The organism is Sutcliffiella halmapala (genome assembly GCF_002019665.1).
GTDB classification, from domain to species: domain Bacteria; phylum Bacillota; class Bacilli; order Bacillales; family Bacillaceae_I; genus Sutcliffiella_A; species Sutcliffiella_A halmapala.
Window position 1 is genome coordinate 1,017,040 of sequence record NZ_KV917375.1, and the last position, 16,350, is coordinate 1,033,389.

Genomic DNA, 16,350 nt, shown 5'->3' on the forward strand with positions numbered 1-16,350 from the left:
AGTAAGCACCTTATACTTACACTCTAAATTAGTAATGAAAGCTGTAATGTTCATTACTCAACCAGACATCTTTCCATCCTGATTTTCTCGGATCCAATGACGATGCTGTGCAATACCGTTAATAAATGCCTCACTAAAGGCGCTAAAATCCTTAGGCTTCCGAATGGTCACTATTCCCATGTCCGTATGCAGCTCATTTTGAGTATCTGCTCCTGCTAAGGAGATATTCATCATATCAGTAGAAGCTAACAAATCGACACCTTCATTTGTTGCGCCAATCGTTTTGGCGTGCGCAAAAGCATCATTAATGAAATCCTTCGCTTCTTTATGCTTCATTAAATTAGATATGGACTGCGCCCCTCCTGCAACATAGACGGCATCGTACATAATAGCACTAGTAGTAGCATAGTTTTTATTAACTTCTAGCTCTTGTCCATCAGCACTTGTAATGTTTCCTAAATTTTTGCTAATAACGTCTGTATGAAGACCACCAGCATTTAGTGCGGATTGTACTTGTTGTACTTCATCAAGAGCAAAACCATCATATGCTAAGATCGCAACCTTCCTTGTACGTGCCCCCATTACCGTATTTTGCTGGCTAAGAGCTGGAGAAGCGGCAGTCGACTTCGTTTCGGTAGAAGAAGGCGCTGCTGAAGGTGGTGCTACACCAATCCCTTTTGCAATTTCCTTAGCAAGCTGTCCATCTACATTATTGAACATTTCTACGACACGTTCCTTAATCTGTTTATCTTTGACACTTCCAACTTCAAAATGAAAGGCTTTAATAATATGCTGCTTTTCCGCATCTGACATGCTATTCCAAAAAAGTGTAGCCTGAGAGTAATGATCATTAAAGCTCTCACTGCGTGAGCGAACTTTATGGCCTTCTACTTTCTCTGCATAGTGCACAAAGCCGTTCTCTTTGTCAGCCTCTGGCATATTCCCTTGTAGTGAATTTTTCGTATAGCTTACATTCCCGCGATTAATGGTCATACGATGGAACCCATCTCGCTGGTTATTATGAATAGGAGCGATTGGACGATTGATCGGAATCTCGTGAAAATTTGGTCCACCTAATCGCAGAAGCTGAGTATCTGTGTAGGAAAATAAGCGTCCTTGCAGTAACGGATCATTACTAAAATCAATTCCAGGTACAACATGCCCCGTATGAAAAGCCACTTGCTCAGTTTCGGCAAAGAAATTATCTTGATTGCGATTTAACGTCATTTTGCCAATGATTTTGACAGGGACGAGCTCTTCAGGCCAGATTTTAGTAGGATCTAAAATATCGAAATCAAACTTAAATTCATCTTCTTCCTCGAGTATTTGGACCCCAAACTCAAATTCGGGATGCTCGCCATTGTTGATCGCATCCCATAAATCACGGCGATGGAAATCAGGATCCTTACCAGCTAACTTTTGCGCCTCATCCCAAGTAAGCGAATGGACCCCGAGCAGAGGCTTCCAGTGGAATTTTACAAATCTTGCCTTGCCTTGCTCGTTGACAAATCGGAATGAATGGACACCAAAACCTTCCATCATACGGAAGCTTCGTGGAATCCCTCTATCTGACAGAACCCACATGATCATATGAGCTGTTTCTGTATTATTGACGACAAAATCCCAAAATGTATCATGAGCAGCGGAGGCTTGAGGAATCTCATTGTTTGGCTCTGGCTTAATCGCATGGACTACATCAGGAAACTTTATAGCGTCTTGGATAAAAAAGACCGGCATATTGTTTCCGACTAAATCATAGTTTCCATCCTCTGTATAAAATTTTGTAGCAAAACCACGTACATCTCTTACTGTATCAGCCGAACCACGTGACCCTACTACAGTAGAAAACCTTACGAATACAGGGGTTTTAACTGCTGGATCTTGTAGAAACTTCGCCTTTGTCCACTCACTCATCGACTCATAGACTTGAAAATAACCGTGTGCGCCAAAACCACGGGCGTGGACAACACGCTCAGGAATTCGCTCATGGTCAAAATGCGTCATCTTCTCTCTAAAATGAAAATCCTCCATTAAAGTGGGTCCGCGGTCACCTGCTTTGAGTGAATCGACTGTGCTTGAGACACGTACCCCTTGGTTTGTCGTTAATTTAGAGTCATGATTATCGACCCGGTAGTCTTCCAGTTGTTCATTTTTTTTATTCTCCATATTATCGGATTCGTTATACTGCTGTTTCTTGTCCATTATCCAAACCCCACAATCTTGTAAAATTTATTCAGGTTACTTGCTTTTTTGACTCGAATTTTGCTTTAATAAAAAAATCTATTTCTGATGGAAAAATAACCCTAAAAATAGTTTGGCATTAATAGAAATATTTATACTAATAATTCCCAGAAGTCTCTAAACGTAAGTAGTTGTTAAAGAACAAAAGATAAATCCATTGCTTTTCAGGATATTTATCTATAAGGTTTAAAAGGTAGAAATCGGACAAAAAAAGGATGGGAACTGTTTGATTAAGGAAATAAGCAAGCCTGCATTCATTTACACCTATGCGTATAGCATGGAAGAGAGCGCACTATGCCACTTAGAGATGCGTTCATTTTTTGGAACAGACTCTCAACAAAACATTGTGAAAAGCGACATTAAAATAGATCCTAGCCGAAGTCCATTTATTCGGGAACGTATCGAGGTATTGTATGAAGGAGATGGGTTACAGGATATTTATGACCAGGTAGGAAATATTCACATACATGATGCAACATTCAAAGTGATTTATATAAAAATTAATGATCTAGCTAGCTCAGAAAAAATAGAATACCAGGAACGACGTATTATAGAGCGAGAAATCGGTGCTAGAATCGAAGGGAAGGCAGATGTTCATCATCCTGATCAAGTATTCGGTATCGTTACTTTAGGTGGTCGTTGGTATTTTGGACACTATCATAAAAATGAAGCGGTTTGGTTAAAACACGTAAAGAAACCCCGTGAATACTCTACAGCTCTAAGTACTCGTGTCGCAAGGGCAATATCCAATATTGCTGTTCCCGACCCCAATGGAGTAAAAGCAATAGATCCTTGTTGTGGGATTGGGACTGTTTTAGTAGAGGCACTATCAATGGGGATTAATATAGATGGGCGTGATATAAATCCACTTGTTACAAACGGTTCAAGGGAAAACATTGCTTATTTTAACCTTTCAGGTGATGTAACGACAGGGCCAATATCTGATGTAACAGAGTACTATGATGTGGCCATTATTGATATGCCTTATAATCTTTATACTAATATAACGCGAGCAGATCAACTTTCCATTCTCAAAGATGCGCGCCGTTTCACGGATAAGCTCGTAGTTGTAACCATTGAGTCAATAGATCAAATGATTAAGGAAGCAGATTTTGAGGTTAAGGATCGTTGTATAACGAAGAAAGGGCATTTTACGAGGGAGATTCTTGTTTGTACTTAATTCTACCTTTGCCATTGGTAGCACGTATTAAAAACATGTTCAACTATAGCGGATAATTTCAATAATCTATCTATTCAAAATTAAAAGAGCTGTCTCAGAGGTAGTAGATTCACTAATGCAGACAGCTCTTGTTTTGCGCTATTCTTCAAACATTTGATTAAGTTTTTGGTAGGAAGCGGGATATTGCGCTTCGTATTGTAAGAAGGTTGGAATCGGATAACGAACCCCGCCCTTATGAGTGCCTACTAGTCCTTCGATAAAATCATCGACCATTTTATAGGGGATGGTAAAGGCCATTTCGTGGTCATGAGTTTGTCCAAATACTCGGTCTCCATAGCATGGTAAGATTACTTGAGGTAGTGTTGACTTTATCGTTTTAATGATGATATCAGCGCAGTCAGCACGCGCAGTAAAAGTAGAGGAAAGCTCGCCACCTGTCTTATAGAGTGCTGCTGCAACCATACGCATGACTTGAGCGGAATTCCCGTAGATAACAATTAAATCAGGGTCAAAAGTTACTTTTGATAAAGGTGCCATTAATATAGTTCCTGCTTCGCTCGCCGTAAATTTTGGAACCGCGGCCTCCGTTTTCATGCCTAAATCACAGGTTTTCGTATACATTCCGTCAGTTAAATTTCCTGTTTTATAATATTCAAGTTCTTCTTCATAGCCAAAAGCAATTTTGGCTATGGGACAGGAAAGGTCTTCGTTTCCCATTGCTAAAGCCCAATTATATCTTCTTGCCATTGTAATCCCTTGACATATACTAAAGCTTGTCTGGAGATCTTGTTTTGGGCGTTTTACTCGTTCTGGGAGTAGCTCATCATCCTTCATGACTCTTAAAGCCACTGGGTATGTCTCAGGTCTCACATATTGCGCAATCGCGTCGTCAAGTTTTTTCATATTAGTTATTTTGGTAGTCGGTTGCATCTTTTTCCTCCTTTTTTTGAACTAGAATCCAATTTTTGACCAATTAAATAAGGAACCTGGATCTGTTTTTCTAACAGGTGCATATTCGTTATGTCCCATGATATGCTCTCTATCTCGAAGAATAGTAGTGTGCCGATGTAAAATATCGTCTAATAGTATGTTTAATGATTGATACTGTGCATCCGTGTATCCAATGTGGGAAGGGTCTACGACATCGTAAATATCTTCCGGTACAGTAGGGAGCATTTCTTCCTTTGTTCCAATTGCAAGTAATTCAATGCCAATGGAAAAATCGTTAAGACTATGCTGGTATTCAGGATAATTAAGCTGGTTTCCTTTTCCTGCATGAAAGGCTACTCTTCCTTCCGGTACGAGATGAAAAATCTCTCCGTCTCTCCCAATCATATAGTGAGCCGATACCTCATACTCCTCAAATAGTGCGTACACAGCCTCCAGGTTATAAGGATCCTCAGGAGTTCGTAGTACATTATTAGTGAAATGAAGCATGATATGGGTGATGGCTCCTGTGCGTAATCTCGTATTTTTTTCTGGAAGGAACCAAGCGGTAGCCTCAATGGTTGGGATGAAATTGTCATAAGTTTCATCAAGAGGTTTTTGCTCCACGATTACTTCCTTGTTTGTTAGGGTGTTCTTTGGGGAAACGCATCCTACTAATAGGACAACACTAACTCCAATGATGATAAATATATTTCTTCGCATGTTAATCTCCTACTCCAAGACAAGGTGATACTCCAAAATAAAGTATTATTTAATAATTCCTTAACTTAGGCTGCTTTTCCTCCAAGGATTGAAAAATATTGCATGTTGTTTCATTTTCATTGGAATAGGAAATGTACAAAATAAGAGAAAAATAAAGGAGGAATAAGTCATGCCCTATGATTCATTATCAGAACTTCCAGGCGGTGTAAAAGATAATCTCCCAAAACATGCTCAGGAAATCTATAAAGAGGCGTTTAATTCTGCATCAGAACAATATGAAAAGGAGGAAACAGCACACAAAGTAGCGTGGAGTGCAGTGAAAAATAAGTATAAGAAGAACGAAAACGATAATTGGGTTGAAAAGTGACTAGTGTCTTGAGGTGTTAGAAGATGGTTCCTTATGATAAGATAAAATGGAATGTGTTGGAAGGTTATGTCGAAATCCTTTCTTCATAAGTACTATCTAGGAGGGACTACAGTGAGTGAAAAAGTGGTTGTTTATTCAGCTAAAGGCTGCAAGGAATGTGAGATGGTGAAAGATTATCTTACCCAAGAAGGAATTGACTTCGAAGTTCGAGATATTTTGGCAAACCAAGTGTATCAACAAGAAGTAGAGAATTTTGGTTTTATGGGCATACCAGTAACTGCTTTTGCAAACCAAGCAGTTAAGGGGTTTAATCCAGGAGAGTTAAATAAAATAATTGCATTAGTAAAATAAGAGGAAAAGCCGTGGAAGTTACCACGGTTTTTCCTTTTTTCAATAATGTTTTTTTCGAGTGCATGTCCGGTGTATGATAATAATTGGCCTAATTAATTTAAAGAGCAGCTTTTTTAAATCTAATCAGAAGCCTTGTTATCCAATAGGTGATATAGGCTATTACTAAATCAAGTATAAAGAGATAGACCTGGTGCATTCCTTTTCGGAAAAATACCAATCCAGAGTATTCCTCAATAGTTGCAAAACCGAAGGCAAACAATGCGCTTAAAAGAATCGTATATAAATAGAAATTTTTATTGTGATTGGTACAATACTGGTAAAGAAGTAGGAAGCCAACTGGCAGGACGGATGCTGTCATATTAGATGCATAGGGAAGTATTGGTACAAGAAAATAGGGGTGAATGAACAGATTATTTCTTGCAAGTATCATATCTGCATACGTCCAAAGAATGTGTACAGTATAGCCGAAGAAGAATACCTCGAAAATTCTTTTTCTGTCTACGGTAAAATATAGCAAGATTAGCGGTGAGACGAGTAGAGTAAGTACTAGCCAAAATTGCCAGTTTGTCATATCGGAATATTGTTGCCAATAGGATGAAAATAAAGATCGTAACTCATTATTATGGTGAAATATTTGCTCCCAATACTGGTTGTAATCCACAATTGCCCCCCTGTATTTGACTTAGACATGACTTTAACGTTTCACGAGGGATCAATTATTATACCATTTTTATCGAGTAGACTATTTTCAGATAGTAAAAGGCTGCCTGAAAATAGGTAGGGTATCTGTAAACTCCCTGTTGATTTCTGTGCTAGGCTTTCGCTTTCTGCGGCCGGTCTTGGGGATTTGGTTAAACATGACGTTTAACAGAGCAAAGTAAAAACAAGCTTAGAAACACTCTCTAAGCTTGTTTTTACTTTGATTAGGGTTTTAAAACAACTTTCACGCATTCATCTTCGTGATCGTTAAAGATTTTATAAGCTTCATTTGCTTGATGTAAGGGCATTTTATGGGAGACGATTTCAGTTGGATCAAATTCACCGGCTGTAATCATTTCAAATAGCTTTGGCATGTAGTGAATAACAGGTGCCTGACCCATTTTTAAGTTAATATTACGTTCGAAGATATTGCCTAAAGGGAACATATTATATTTTGAACCGTATACACCTGTGAGTTGAACGGTTCCATATTTTCTGATTGAATTTATTGCAATTTCAAACGCACTTAATGTTCCACCTTGAATTTTTAGCTTTTGGCCAATTTCTTCAAGAGCAGATTTTTTACCGTCCATGCCGACACAATCAATCACTACATCTGCTCCACCGTTTGTTATTTCTTTAATGTGTAAGCCCATATTTTTAAATTCGTCAAAGTTGAAAATTTCCACATTGTTCATTTTTTTCGCACGTTGTAGTCTGTAGGGAAGATTATCGACGGCGATGACTCTTTTTGCTCCCTTCATCCATGCGAATTTTTGCACCATCAACCCAATTGGGCCACATCCAAGTACGACAACCGTATCATCATTTTTCACACCAGCATTTTCAACGCTCCAATAGGAAGTAGGAAGCACATCAGACATAAAGAGCAATGCCTCATCTTCGAGTTCTACCGATTCTGGAATAACAAAGGGCATGAAATTACCATAAGGTACACGTAAGAACTCCGCTTGTCCGCCTGGGTGATTACCATAACGTTCTGTAAATCCGAAATATCCACCTGTGTCAATTTCTGGATTTGGATTGGAATTATCACATTGACTTTCTAGTTCGTTTTTACAATAAAAACAGCTTCCACATGAGATGTTGAACGGTATAACTACTCTATCTCCTTTTTTTACCTTTGTAACTTCTGGACCAACCTCTTCCACAATCCCCATGGGCTCATGTCCAACAACATAGTCTTTTTCTGCAGGGAGTGCCCCCTGATAAATATGTAAATCTGAGCCGCAAATCGCTGTAGAGGTAATTCGAACAATAATGTCATCCTTTTTCTGAAGAGTGGCGTCTGGAACTTCTTTTACTTGCATTTCTTTCATGCCTTGGAATGTTACTGCTTTCAATAAGAAACCCTCCTAGTAATTAAATCGTATTTATTTTTATATACCCAATTAGTAGAGAAGTTAGTTATTAAATATTTCAATAAAAACAAAATCAATAAAGTAGTCTATGTATAATTTAGTATGTTTAACAAAAAATACAATTAAATTATCACAAGCAGAATAGAGGACTCATAAATGAATTTCTCTCGTCTTCAGCTATCTTTTGTCATTTTGTTGTTTATTGGGATTTCAAATCATGTCCTAATGCTTCCCCATCTGTTATATGTTGCTAAGCGAGATGCATGGATATGCGTAATAATTGCATATCTTATTTTAATTATTTGGGGCAGCTTATTCTATCTAATTCTGTCAAAGAATAAACGCGAAAAATTATTTTCATGGATAAAGATGCGCGCAGGTAGAGGCGTTTCGATAGCGATTATTTTTTTACTAATTATCTATATTTTGATTATCGCAACTATTTCTTTTTATGATTTTATCATTACAATAAAAATCTATTTCTTACCATTAACACCTTCGTGGATCGTAGTGCTTCCTTTTTTATTGCTTTGTGCTTGGGCTGCTAGTAAGAGTTTAAAATCTATCGTGTATATTTCTACTATCCTTTTGCCAATGGTATGGATTCTAGGTCATTTTGTCGCCTTTGCTACGATGAATGATAAGGATTATTCTTATTTGCTACCAGTTATGATAAGTGGTAGCGCCCCGATCATACATGGAACGATTGTTGTATTAGGTGGAAGTGTAGACTTAATTATTCTTCTCTTATTGCAACAACATCTGAAAAAGTCTTTTACTTTATCTCAAATTATCATTCTAATCACTCTTCTTATGGGGCTTGTTCTAGGGCCAGCTTTGGGATCTCTCTCTGCTTTTGGTCCCAATGTAGCTTCTATTATGCGTTTTCCAGCATTTGAGCAATGGAGATTAGTAGAGCTAGGGGAGCATATTTCTCACTTAGATTTTCTTGCTGTTTTCCAATTAATTTCTGGTGCTTCTGTAAGGGTGGCACTATGTTTATTTTTACTTACAGATTTAATTGAAACTCAGTCAGAGTCTATGAAAAGAAACATATTTATCTTTTTTTCGGTATTCCTTATCTTAGTAGGGATAATTCCTATAAGTGATATTTGGATGCAAACAGTAGTAGGTAAGTATTTTTACCCTTCGGTGCTATTGTTCGGGGTTGCTATCACATTAGTTTTACTTATCATCAGTTATTTACCAACTAAAAAGAAGGGAGTAAGTAACGTATGAATAGAATTACTCCACCATCTCAAGAGTTAGTAAATATTGAACAAATTTTTCAAAATGGAAGTCTTTCAGGGGATGAAATAAAACATTTTTTTCATCCTTATGCAGACATTCATTTTTTTGAGTTGGAAGATGAATACAGTAATTTCACCGTGTTTTACTGTGAGGGTATGACTGATACTGGGCAATTAAATGAATTCTTTCATCCTATTATGGACTACATAACTTGTCGTAGTCTGAAATCTAACAAGGAAAAAGGTGTTCCACCAGTAATTCATATCCATCACATGAATGAAGTCGTCGAAAAAATTTTTTCAGGGTTTTTGCTTATTTTTAAGGAAGAAGAACGCTTCTTTTATGCATTTGATATTTCTAAAATTCCACAAAGAGATACAGCTGAATCCAATACTGAAATATCAATAAAAGGTCCTAAAGATGGCTTTACAGAAGAAATCCATGTTAACACCTCTTTAATTAGGAAGAGATTGAAAACAGAGCATTTATACAACGAAACCTTCGTAGTAGGTTCACTAAGTAAGACGAAAATTTCCCTTCTTTATCTTAAACATAAAGTAGATCTAGAAAGTATTAAGGAAGTACGAAGCCGCTTAGAAAATATTCAAACAGAGAGTATTATTAGTAGTGGGCAGTTAGAACAGTGGTTATCAGATCGAACGTTTTCCTTGTTTCCACTTTTTGATTATATTGGTCGGCCGGATTTTGCGATTGAATGTATGTTGCGAGGAAGATTTATTATTGTAGTGGATGGTTCTCCAATGGTTTTAATTGGCCCAAATAATATTTTTGTATTGTTGAAATCCCCTGAAGACATCCATTTTCCCTATCATACTGTTGCTTTTCAAAGAATCCTTAGAATTATCGGGTTATTGATTGCGATTTTATTACCGGGTTTTTGGATAGCAATTGCTTCTGTAAATATAGATCAGCTCCCATTCCAGTTGTTGGCAACGGTAGTGCTTTCTAGACATGGTTTGCCCTTTCCATTAGCAATAGAGGCTTTCATTATCCTTGGGCTCTTTGAATTGTTGAGAGAGGCTGGGGTTCGTATGCCTAAAGCAGTAGGACAAACAGTTGCTATTGTTGGAGGACTTATTATTGGGGATGCAGCTATTCGAGCGGGATTAGCCTCTGCAACTATGATTGTTGTCATTGCACTTACAGCCGTTGCCACTTTTTCATTAGTGAATCAGTCATTGTCGGGAACTGTTAGTATCTTACGCATTTATACGATGATATTGACAGCATTTCTAGGTATATATGGCTTATTTCTTAGCTTATATAGCATCCTTATTTATCTATCACGTTTAGAATCGTTTAAGGTTGCCTACCTTGAACCAATAGCGTCTCTAAATTTCAAAGAATTTCTTTCTGCGCTGTTAGTTGATCCAATAAAACGTCGAAAGTTTACAGCCCGAATACTTCAGAAGGGGAGAAAATAAATGAAAAATATCTCTAAAATCATTCTTTATTTTAGCATTTTCACTCTCCTCCTCCTTCTAACTAGTTGCGGAGATATAAAAGAGATTCATCAGTTAAGTTATGTCACAGCTGTTGGTGTCGATTATAAAGATAATCAGTACCACGGTTATCTTCAAATGATGGGGTTTGATACACAAAGTAAAGATGGTGGTGGTGGAGAACCAAAAGTATGGGTTTCCGAAACTATTGGTGACACCTTTGATGCAGCGCTCTCAGAAGCCTATAATACGGCACAGGATAGAATTCTTTGGGCACATGTAAATGCGATTGTTCTAAGTGAATCAGCTATACAAGAGGGGTTCCAAAAGGTATTTGATGTGTTAACGAGATATTATGAATTGCGGCTAACACCATGGATATTCGGAACATCGGATCCAATAGATGAGATTTTTTCTACTCAGAGTTTCTTTAACCAGTCTGCATTGGAAACAATTCTTCATCAACCAACTGGGACCTTTAAACAAAGTTCTAAGATTAGACCTTTAAATTTACAAAAATTCGCAAGGGAATTATATGAACCTACTATGACAACCTATGTTCCTTCTTTAAAAGTGAATGCAAGCCACTGGAAAGTAAATATGGAAACTGATCCGAAATTATCTGTAAACGGAGGATTTTTCATTCAAAATGAACTTTATAAAGGCTTTTATACATTAGACGAATTAAAAGGGTTGCAGTGGATTGCACCTGAAACAAAGCGTGCTTCAATCGTTGTGCCAGATGAGCAGCAGTCTGGAATAATAGTGGTGATTGAAGATTTGAAGGTGAATATCGAAACAAATTCAAATGAGCAACATACTCCTAAATTCAGTGTTCATATGAAGCTAAAAGGATTTGTTTCGAATCGTAATGACAATCATATTGTAAAACTCAAAGCTATGGAAGAAGCGATAAAGAAAAGTATTACGAAGGAAGTGAATGAGTTATATGAACTAGGGCTAAAAAAGGGCACGGATTTTCTATGTATCGAGCATGTATTATATAGAGAGCATAACAAAAAGTGGTTAGAATTATCCGAGCGTGATGAGGTGGTACTTCAAGCAGGCGCATTAGAAAATGTTAGTGTTGAAGTAAATATTGAACACACAGGTGCTATTAAAAATAGATCATTAAATTTATGGTTATCTGAATGAAAGAGACAGCCAAAAATCCCCTGGGTAACAAGGGGATTTCAACATTTTATAAGTTCTTTTTTAATAATACTTAGGTTCTAGACATTCTTTTTACAGCTATTGGATAAATCTATAAGGGGATTTTATAGGAGAATTCATATTTATTGCTAATATAGAAAAGAATATTTATGAGGTGAAAATAAAATGAGTAAGGATAATTTAAAACTCACATCTTCCGAAATAGGTACATTGTGGGGATCATATGTAAATGGAACAATGATTGATATAGTAAATAGATATATGGTAACTATTATTGAAGATGAAACAATTAAAAATATCTTTGAGGAAGCCATAAAAATGTTCGAAAACCAAAAGAATCAAATAGTAACTTTTTTGGAGAACGAAGGATTTCCTGTACCTATTGGATTTACAGAATATGATCTTAATAAGGGTGCCGAGAGATTGTTCACTGACATCTTTTGTTTAAATTATTTACATATCATGACCTTACACGGTTTGACGGGACACTCCACTTCACTAGCTGTATCTGTCAGAGAGGATTTAAGATTTTTTTATGATTCATGTGATAATGATGGTAAAAGAATGTATCATCAAACAATTGATTTATTACTTGAGAAAGGAAGTTTTCAGAGAGACCCTTTGTTTTATCCAGCCAAGAACCCTGAATTTATAACTAGTAAAGATTTTACCGATGGATATTTTGGAAAGGGGAGACGTTTATCTGCAATAGAAATCATTAGTATTTCTTTCAATCTTAAAAAAACTATCATGGCTAAGACTCTTTCTATTGCATTCAGTCAAGTCGCTCAAACAAAGGAAGTAAGGGGATTTTTAGAGGATTCGGAGAAAACGTCTGATAAACAAATACAAGTATTTTCAAAAATAATGCACGCAGACAATTTACCAATTCCTAAGTCGTGGGAAACTGAAGTGACAATGTCTACCGATTCTCCTTTTTCCGAAAAATTATTATTGTATCATATTGGTTTTTTATTTCAAACTGCTCAGGCTTATAATGGGACAGGATTAGCATCTGCTATGAGAACAGACCTTGTAATGACTTACGAAAGCGTGATTCTTAAGAATCTAACAGTTACTAAAAAATGGTATAATATAATGGTGAAAAATAAATGGCTAGAACAGCCACCACTTGCTCCTAATAGAAAAGAAATTGCAAGAGAAAAATAATAAGTTTATAAATGAGTGACTAAGGATTGCTTTGAAAAATTATTATCTAGCATCGCACTACCAAGGTTTGGGTAGGTTTAAAATCAAAAATATTTAAATGGTAGAATTTTATTGGTTTTTGAATTTGTGATTAATGTACAAGTAAATTTTAATCAGGTCATACTTTTAAGTTTACATAGTGAAATTAGTGAAGCAGTTAAACTTGCAGATTATCAGTGATTTATGTTTTATCCTTGTTTGTACTTAAACTATACTTATAAAAAAACATCCCTTATTTTAAAGGGGTGTTTTTTTTGGCCAGCCTGAAGAACCTCCGAATTATCCATGTGGAGTTTAAGATAATATCCAATTTTCTTATAGAAGCAAGAAAGCTTGCCAAGTTAGTACTAATGGAATCGGCCTAAGATATTACAATATATTAGTAATTAGCTAATCGAAACATCACCATAGCCAATAATTAATATGAATCCAAATAAAAAAATCCCTAGAAACCTTGTGGGCTCTAAGGATTGTATATATGGAGCATAGCGGGATCGAACCGCTGACCTTTTGGCTGCCAGCCAAACGCTCTCCCAGCTGAGCTAATGCCCCGTTGAAACTGAATTTATTTTACCAAAAAATCTTTCTTTTGCAAATACTTTTCAAGAGAATTTTAGTCCAGGTTTTCCACTTCGGCCTGAATGACGCCGTTTAGCGTTTTGATTTGGTAGTACACGTCTGTAGTGTAGATGCTCTTTTTTGTTGTAATGATGCAGTTTAAGACGATATCACTTTTTTCTTCTTTCACCTTTACTCTTTTCACATTTAAGTTTTTTTCATGGATTTCCTTCATTAATTGAGTTAAATCTATTTCTTTTTCTATGAATATCTTTACTTTTAATTCTTTTTCCTTCAGTTTTTTTGGTCCGATTGCATCGAAAAGCGATGGAATTGCTTTTACACCGAAAATAATAAAAATCATGCCGAATAGTGCTTCGATGAAGAACCCTGCTCCAATAGTAATTCCAATTGCTGCGGATGCGAGTACTAAAGCTGCGGTTGTTAATCCCGAAATAGCTTCATTACTTCTTCTTAATATAACTCCTGCTCCTAAAAATCCAATTCCACTAATTACATAGGAAGGAATTCGCCCCGGGTCCATTGGACGAGAATATTCTTTGGAGTAAAGGAAGGCGGACTCATAAGACACAATGGTTAGCAAACAAGCCATAACAGAAACAATGACACATGTTTTTAATCCTAAAGGTTTTCCTTTGAGTTCCCTTTCTAAACCGATAATTACTCCAGCTACAGTTGCAAAACTAAGTTTTATCACAAAATCATATTCAGCTACTAAGTTTAAAAAAATTTGCATTTGGCCCCTCCTCAATCTGTATGTAAAAAAACTATAATTAAAAAGAAATGGTTAGAAAATTATAGCAATATTCTGTACAATTATAAAGTATAACTTTTGATAACTGACAACGACGAGGAGTATGGAAATGAAAAAATATTTTAATCCATATGTGGCGTTAGCAATCGGTGTTATTTCCGTATCCACATCCGCCATATTTGTAAAATTAACAGATGCCCCTGCGGGAGTCGTCGCATTTTATCGACTTCTTTTCTCTGTGTTACTAATCCTACCAATTTTCTTATATAAGTATGTAGGAGAACTTAAGGCAATTACGAGAAGAGATTGGATCTCTTCCATAATAGCTGGTATCTTTTTAGCTTTTCATTTTATTTTATGGTTTGAGTCTCTTAACTATACAAGCGTTGCAAGTTCGACAGTGTTAGTAACATTGCAACCGTTATTTGCTTTTATAGGGACTTATTTATTCTTCCAAGAAAAGCTTAGTGCCAGGTCGATAACAAGTGGAGTGATTGCTATTATCGGTAGTGTGATTATTAGTTGGGGCGACTTTCGTATAAGTGGGATGGCTCTTTATGGGGATATGTTGGCCTTGGTAGCATGTGCATTAGTTACGGCTTATTTATTATTTGGACAAGATGTACGAAAGCGGCTTTCTTTAATTACTTACACCTTCTTGGTATATGGCGTTAGTACGATTACCTTGTTGTTATATGTATTAGTGCTAGGAGACCCACTAACTGGTTATGCACAATCAGACTGGATGTGGTTTCTGTTACTTGCCATCATACCAACCTTACTTGGTCATTCGCTTTTTAATTGGGCTTTAAAATATATTAGTACAAACGTCATATCGATGAGCATTTTATTCGAGCCAGTAGGTGCAGTTATTCTTGCCTATTTTGTTTTGAATGAATGGATTACCTGGACTCAATTTACCGGAGGCTTGTTAGTGATGCTAAGTGTTGCCTTTTTTCTAAGGGATAATCGAAATACAAAACAAGAGCAGGTATGGACGGAAGGGGAGGAAATACGATGATAATTAGATTAGCAAAACCAGGAGATGCACCATCAATTGCAAAAGTGCATGTAGATAGTTGGAAAACAACATATAAAGGATTGATAGCTGATAGTTATCTTGAGGAGCTTTCTTATGAAAACAGAGCAAGAATGTGGGCTGCTGCAATCGAAAGAGGTTTCGAGAAAAGTTGTATATTTGTTGCGGAAGTCGATGGAGAAATCGTAGGATTTGCAAATGGGGGAATGGAGCGGACTCAAAAATATGGAATAGACGGGGAATTATTTGCAATCTATCTTTTGCAAAGCTATCAGAAAAAAGGAATTGGAAAAAAGCTGTGTACAACAGTAGCGGAGTTTTTACATAATAAAAATTATCAATCCATGCTTGTTTGGGTATTGGCTAACAATCCGAGTCGGGCCTTTTATCACTCTTTACATCCTGAAGAAATAGGTGTTGAGCAAATTCAAATCGGAGACCAATCATTTCAGGAAATAGCATATGCTTGGAAGAATCTAAAAAGTTTACTGCATCAGAAGATGGAAAGTAAAAATGAATGAAATTTCATCAGGATCAAAAGAAATAAACATTAAGCATTTATTAGAGAAGTATGGATTGGAGAATCATCCAATTATAGGTGGAGTGATTTCAGGGAAACAATTAGGTAAAGTCTTTGTAGATAATAGGTTATATACTAAATTCGCCGTAGTTTATGCTATCCATGAAATGATTTATCTAATCGGTGAGGAACCCTACTTAAATATTGAAGATTGGTTCCTTGTACAAATTTTGCCAATCGCTTGTGAATATCGAGAAGAGGACATCAACATAGAAACATATCCAGTAAAAACGAAACTAGATATACAAAAGTTGTTTCCTAACTTACCTATTAAACAAGGAAAAAGAGTATCGTTTGTCTTTTCTAAAGAAATTTATAGTAATAATAGAAAGGAAATTGTAGTGCCAGATAGGTATTCAATTGAACGAATAAAAATGGAAACCTTCTATAAGGATACAGATGCTTTAATGAAACATGAGATTTTGAAGTTTT

General features: G+C 36.4%; 16 protein-coding genes and 1 tRNA gene (1 of these 17 only partly in view). 10 read left to right on the forward strand and 7 right to left on the reverse strand.

What is annotated here, in order from left to right:
* Positions 1-57: 57 nt before the first annotated feature.
* Positions 58-2,202 carry a catalase gene (locus BK580_RS04785; RefSeq protein ID WP_078379256.1) on the reverse strand — a complete coding sequence of 715 codons (2,145 nt, stop codon included), beginning with the start codon at positions 2,200-2,202 and terminating at the stop codon, positions 58-60.
* Between the two features lie 316 nt (positions 2,203-2,518).
* On the opposite strand from BK580_RS04785, the gene BK580_RS04790 reads away from it, so the two are divergent.
* A complete protein-coding gene (locus BK580_RS04790; protein WP_078382641.1) occupies positions 2,519-3,421 on the forward strand; it encodes a TRM11 family SAM-dependent methyltransferase in 903 nt (300 codons plus the stop codon).
* 138 nt (positions 3,422-3,559) lie between these two features.
* Here the strand turns inward: BK580_RS04790 and BK580_RS04795 are convergent, their stop codons facing one another.
* Entirely contained in the window at positions 3,560-4,351 is a 792-nt protein-coding gene (locus tag BK580_RS04795; RefSeq protein WP_078379257.1) for a DUF169 domain-containing protein, read from the reverse strand.
* A gap of 21 nt (positions 4,352-4,372) precedes the next feature.
* A complete protein-coding gene (locus BK580_RS04800) occupies positions 4,373-5,071 on the reverse strand; it encodes an N-acetylmuramoyl-L-alanine amidase (protein ID WP_078379258.1) in 699 nt (232 codons plus the stop codon).
* A gap of 169 nt (positions 5,072-5,240) precedes the next feature.
* On the opposite strand from BK580_RS04800, the gene BK580_RS04805 reads away from it, so the two are divergent.
* Together BK580_RS04805 and BK580_RS04810 are read left to right on the forward strand one after the other, a co-directional pair.
* Positions 5,241-5,438, forward strand: a complete 198-nt coding sequence (locus BK580_RS04805; RefSeq protein WP_078379259.1) for a ChaB family protein — start codon at positions 5,241-5,243, stop codon at positions 5,436-5,438.
* A 111-nt stretch (positions 5,439-5,549) separates the two neighbouring features.
* A complete protein-coding gene (locus BK580_RS04810) occupies positions 5,550-5,789 on the forward strand; it encodes a glutaredoxin family protein (RefSeq protein ID WP_078379260.1) in 240 nt (79 codons plus the stop codon).
* Between the two features lie 97 nt (positions 5,790-5,886).
* Here BK580_RS04810 and BK580_RS04815 read toward each other — a convergent pair whose 3' ends face one another.
* Positions 5,887-6,450: a hypothetical protein gene (locus tag BK580_RS04815; RefSeq protein WP_078379261.1), complete on the reverse strand. Its 564-nt coding sequence runs from the start codon at positions 6,448-6,450 to the stop codon at positions 5,887-5,889.
* Between the two features lie 262 nt (positions 6,451-6,712).
* Positions 6,713-7,852, reverse strand: coding sequence for a zinc-dependent alcohol dehydrogenase (locus BK580_RS04820; protein ID WP_078379262.1), 1,140 nt, complete (start codon positions 7,850-7,852; stop codon positions 6,713-6,715).
* A gap of 174 nt (positions 7,853-8,026) precedes the next feature.
* Between BK580_RS04820 and BK580_RS04825 the strand changes: the two genes are divergently transcribed.
* The 4 genes from BK580_RS04825 to BK580_RS04840 all read left to right on the forward strand — a co-directional run bounded on the left by BK580_RS04825 (position 8,027) and on the right by BK580_RS04840 (position 12,927).
* On the forward strand, positions 8,027-9,109 hold the full coding sequence (locus BK580_RS04825; RefSeq protein WP_078379263.1) for an endospore germination permease: 1,083 nt from the start codon (positions 8,027-8,029) through the stop codon (positions 9,107-9,109).
* Positions 9,106-10,566 (forward strand): spore germination protein, encoded by a 1,461-nt coding sequence (locus BK580_RS04830; RefSeq protein WP_078379264.1) that lies wholly within the window; start codon positions 9,106-9,108, stop codon positions 10,564-10,566. The genes BK580_RS04825 and BK580_RS04830 overlap by 4 nt, the downstream gene beginning before the upstream one ends.
* Positions 10,567-11,739 carry a Ger(x)C family spore germination protein gene (locus tag BK580_RS04835; RefSeq protein WP_078379265.1) on the forward strand — a complete coding sequence of 391 codons (1,173 nt, stop codon included), beginning with the start codon at positions 10,567-10,569 and terminating at the stop codon, positions 11,737-11,739.
* A gap of 183 nt (positions 11,740-11,922) precedes the next feature.
* Positions 11,923-12,927: a DUF3231 family protein gene (locus BK580_RS04840; RefSeq protein WP_078379266.1), complete on the forward strand. Its 1,005-nt coding sequence runs from the start codon at positions 11,923-11,925 to the stop codon at positions 12,925-12,927.
* 518 nt (positions 12,928-13,445) lie between these two features.
* On the opposite strand, the gene BK580_RS04845 is transcribed toward BK580_RS04840, so the two are convergent.
* Together BK580_RS04845 and BK580_RS04850 are read right to left on the reverse strand one after the other, a co-directional pair.
* A tRNA-Ala gene (locus BK580_RS04845) sits at positions 13,446-13,518 on the reverse strand.
* 61 nt (positions 13,519-13,579) lie between these two features.
* Positions 13,580-14,281, reverse strand: coding sequence for an MgtC/SapB family protein (locus BK580_RS04850; protein ID WP_078379267.1), 702 nt, complete (start codon positions 14,279-14,281; stop codon positions 13,580-13,582).
* Positions 14,282-14,408: 127 nt separating this feature from the next.
* Here BK580_RS04850 and BK580_RS04855 point away from each other — a divergent pair, with 127 nt between their 5' ends.
* The 3 genes in view from BK580_RS04855 to BK580_RS04865 are tightly spaced (each overlapping or abutting the next) and all read left to right on the forward strand, a layout consistent with a single transcriptional unit that may run on beyond the window.
* On the forward strand, positions 14,409-15,320 hold the full coding sequence (locus BK580_RS04855) for a DMT family transporter (RefSeq protein WP_139364841.1): 912 nt from the start codon (positions 14,409-14,411) through the stop codon (positions 15,318-15,320).
* A complete protein-coding gene (locus BK580_RS04860) occupies positions 15,317-15,859 on the forward strand; it encodes a GNAT family N-acetyltransferase (protein ID WP_078379269.1) in 543 nt (180 codons plus the stop codon). Before BK580_RS04855 ends, BK580_RS04860 begins: the two co-directional genes overlap by 4 nt.
* On the forward strand, positions 15,852-16,350 hold the 5' portion of the coding sequence (locus BK580_RS04865) for a GNAT family N-acetyltransferase (protein WP_078379270.1). Its footprint extends 335 nt past the window's final position; 499 of the gene's 834 nt are visible here — the first part of the coding sequence; it begins with the start codon at positions 15,852-15,854; its stop codon lies beyond the right edge, outside the window. Before BK580_RS04860 ends, BK580_RS04865 begins: the two co-directional genes overlap by 8 nt.

What these genes read in the sequence shown, in the direction of transcription:
- BK580_RS04785 (WP_078379256.1), bottom strand. Translation starts at nt 2,202, where the DNA reads ATGGACAAGAAACAGCAGTATAACGAATCCGATAATATGGAGAATAAA.
- BK580_RS04790 (WP_078382641.1), top strand. Translation starts at nt 2,519, where the DNA reads ATGGAAGAGAGCGCACTATGCCACTTAGAGATGCGTTCATTTTTTGGA.
- BK580_RS04795 (WP_078379257.1), bottom strand. Translation starts at nt 4,351, where the DNA reads ATGCAACCGACTACCAAAATAACTAATATGAAAAAACTTGACGACGCG.
- BK580_RS04800 (WP_078379258.1), bottom strand. Translation starts at nt 5,071, where the DNA reads ATGCGAAGAAATATATTTATCATCATTGGAGTTAGTGTTGTCCTATTA.
- BK580_RS04805 (WP_078379259.1), top strand. Translation starts at nt 5,241, where the DNA reads ATGCCCTATGATTCATTATCAGAACTTCCAGGCGGTGTAAAAGATAAT.
- BK580_RS04825 (WP_078379263.1), top strand. Translation starts at nt 8,027, where the DNA reads ATGAATTTCTCTCGTCTTCAGCTATCTTTTGTCATTTTGTTGTTTATT.
- BK580_RS04830 (WP_078379264.1), top strand. Translation starts at nt 9,106, where the DNA reads ATGAATAGAATTACTCCACCATCTCAAGAGTTAGTAAATATTGAACAA.
- BK580_RS04835 (WP_078379265.1), top strand. Translation starts at nt 10,567, where the DNA reads ATGAAAAATATCTCTAAAATCATTCTTTATTTTAGCATTTTCACTCTC.
- BK580_RS04840 (WP_078379266.1), top strand. Translation starts at nt 11,923, where the DNA reads ATGAGTAAGGATAATTTAAAACTCACATCTTCCGAAATAGGTACATTG.
- BK580_RS04850 (WP_078379267.1), bottom strand. Translation starts at nt 14,281, where the DNA reads ATGCAAATTTTTTTAAACTTAGTAGCTGAATATGATTTTGTGATAAAA.
- BK580_RS04855 (WP_139364841.1), top strand. Translation starts at nt 14,409, where the DNA reads ATGAAAAAATATTTTAATCCATATGTGGCGTTAGCAATCGGTGTTATT.
- BK580_RS04860 (WP_078379269.1), top strand. Translation starts at nt 15,317, where the DNA reads ATGATAATTAGATTAGCAAAACCAGGAGATGCACCATCAATTGCAAAA.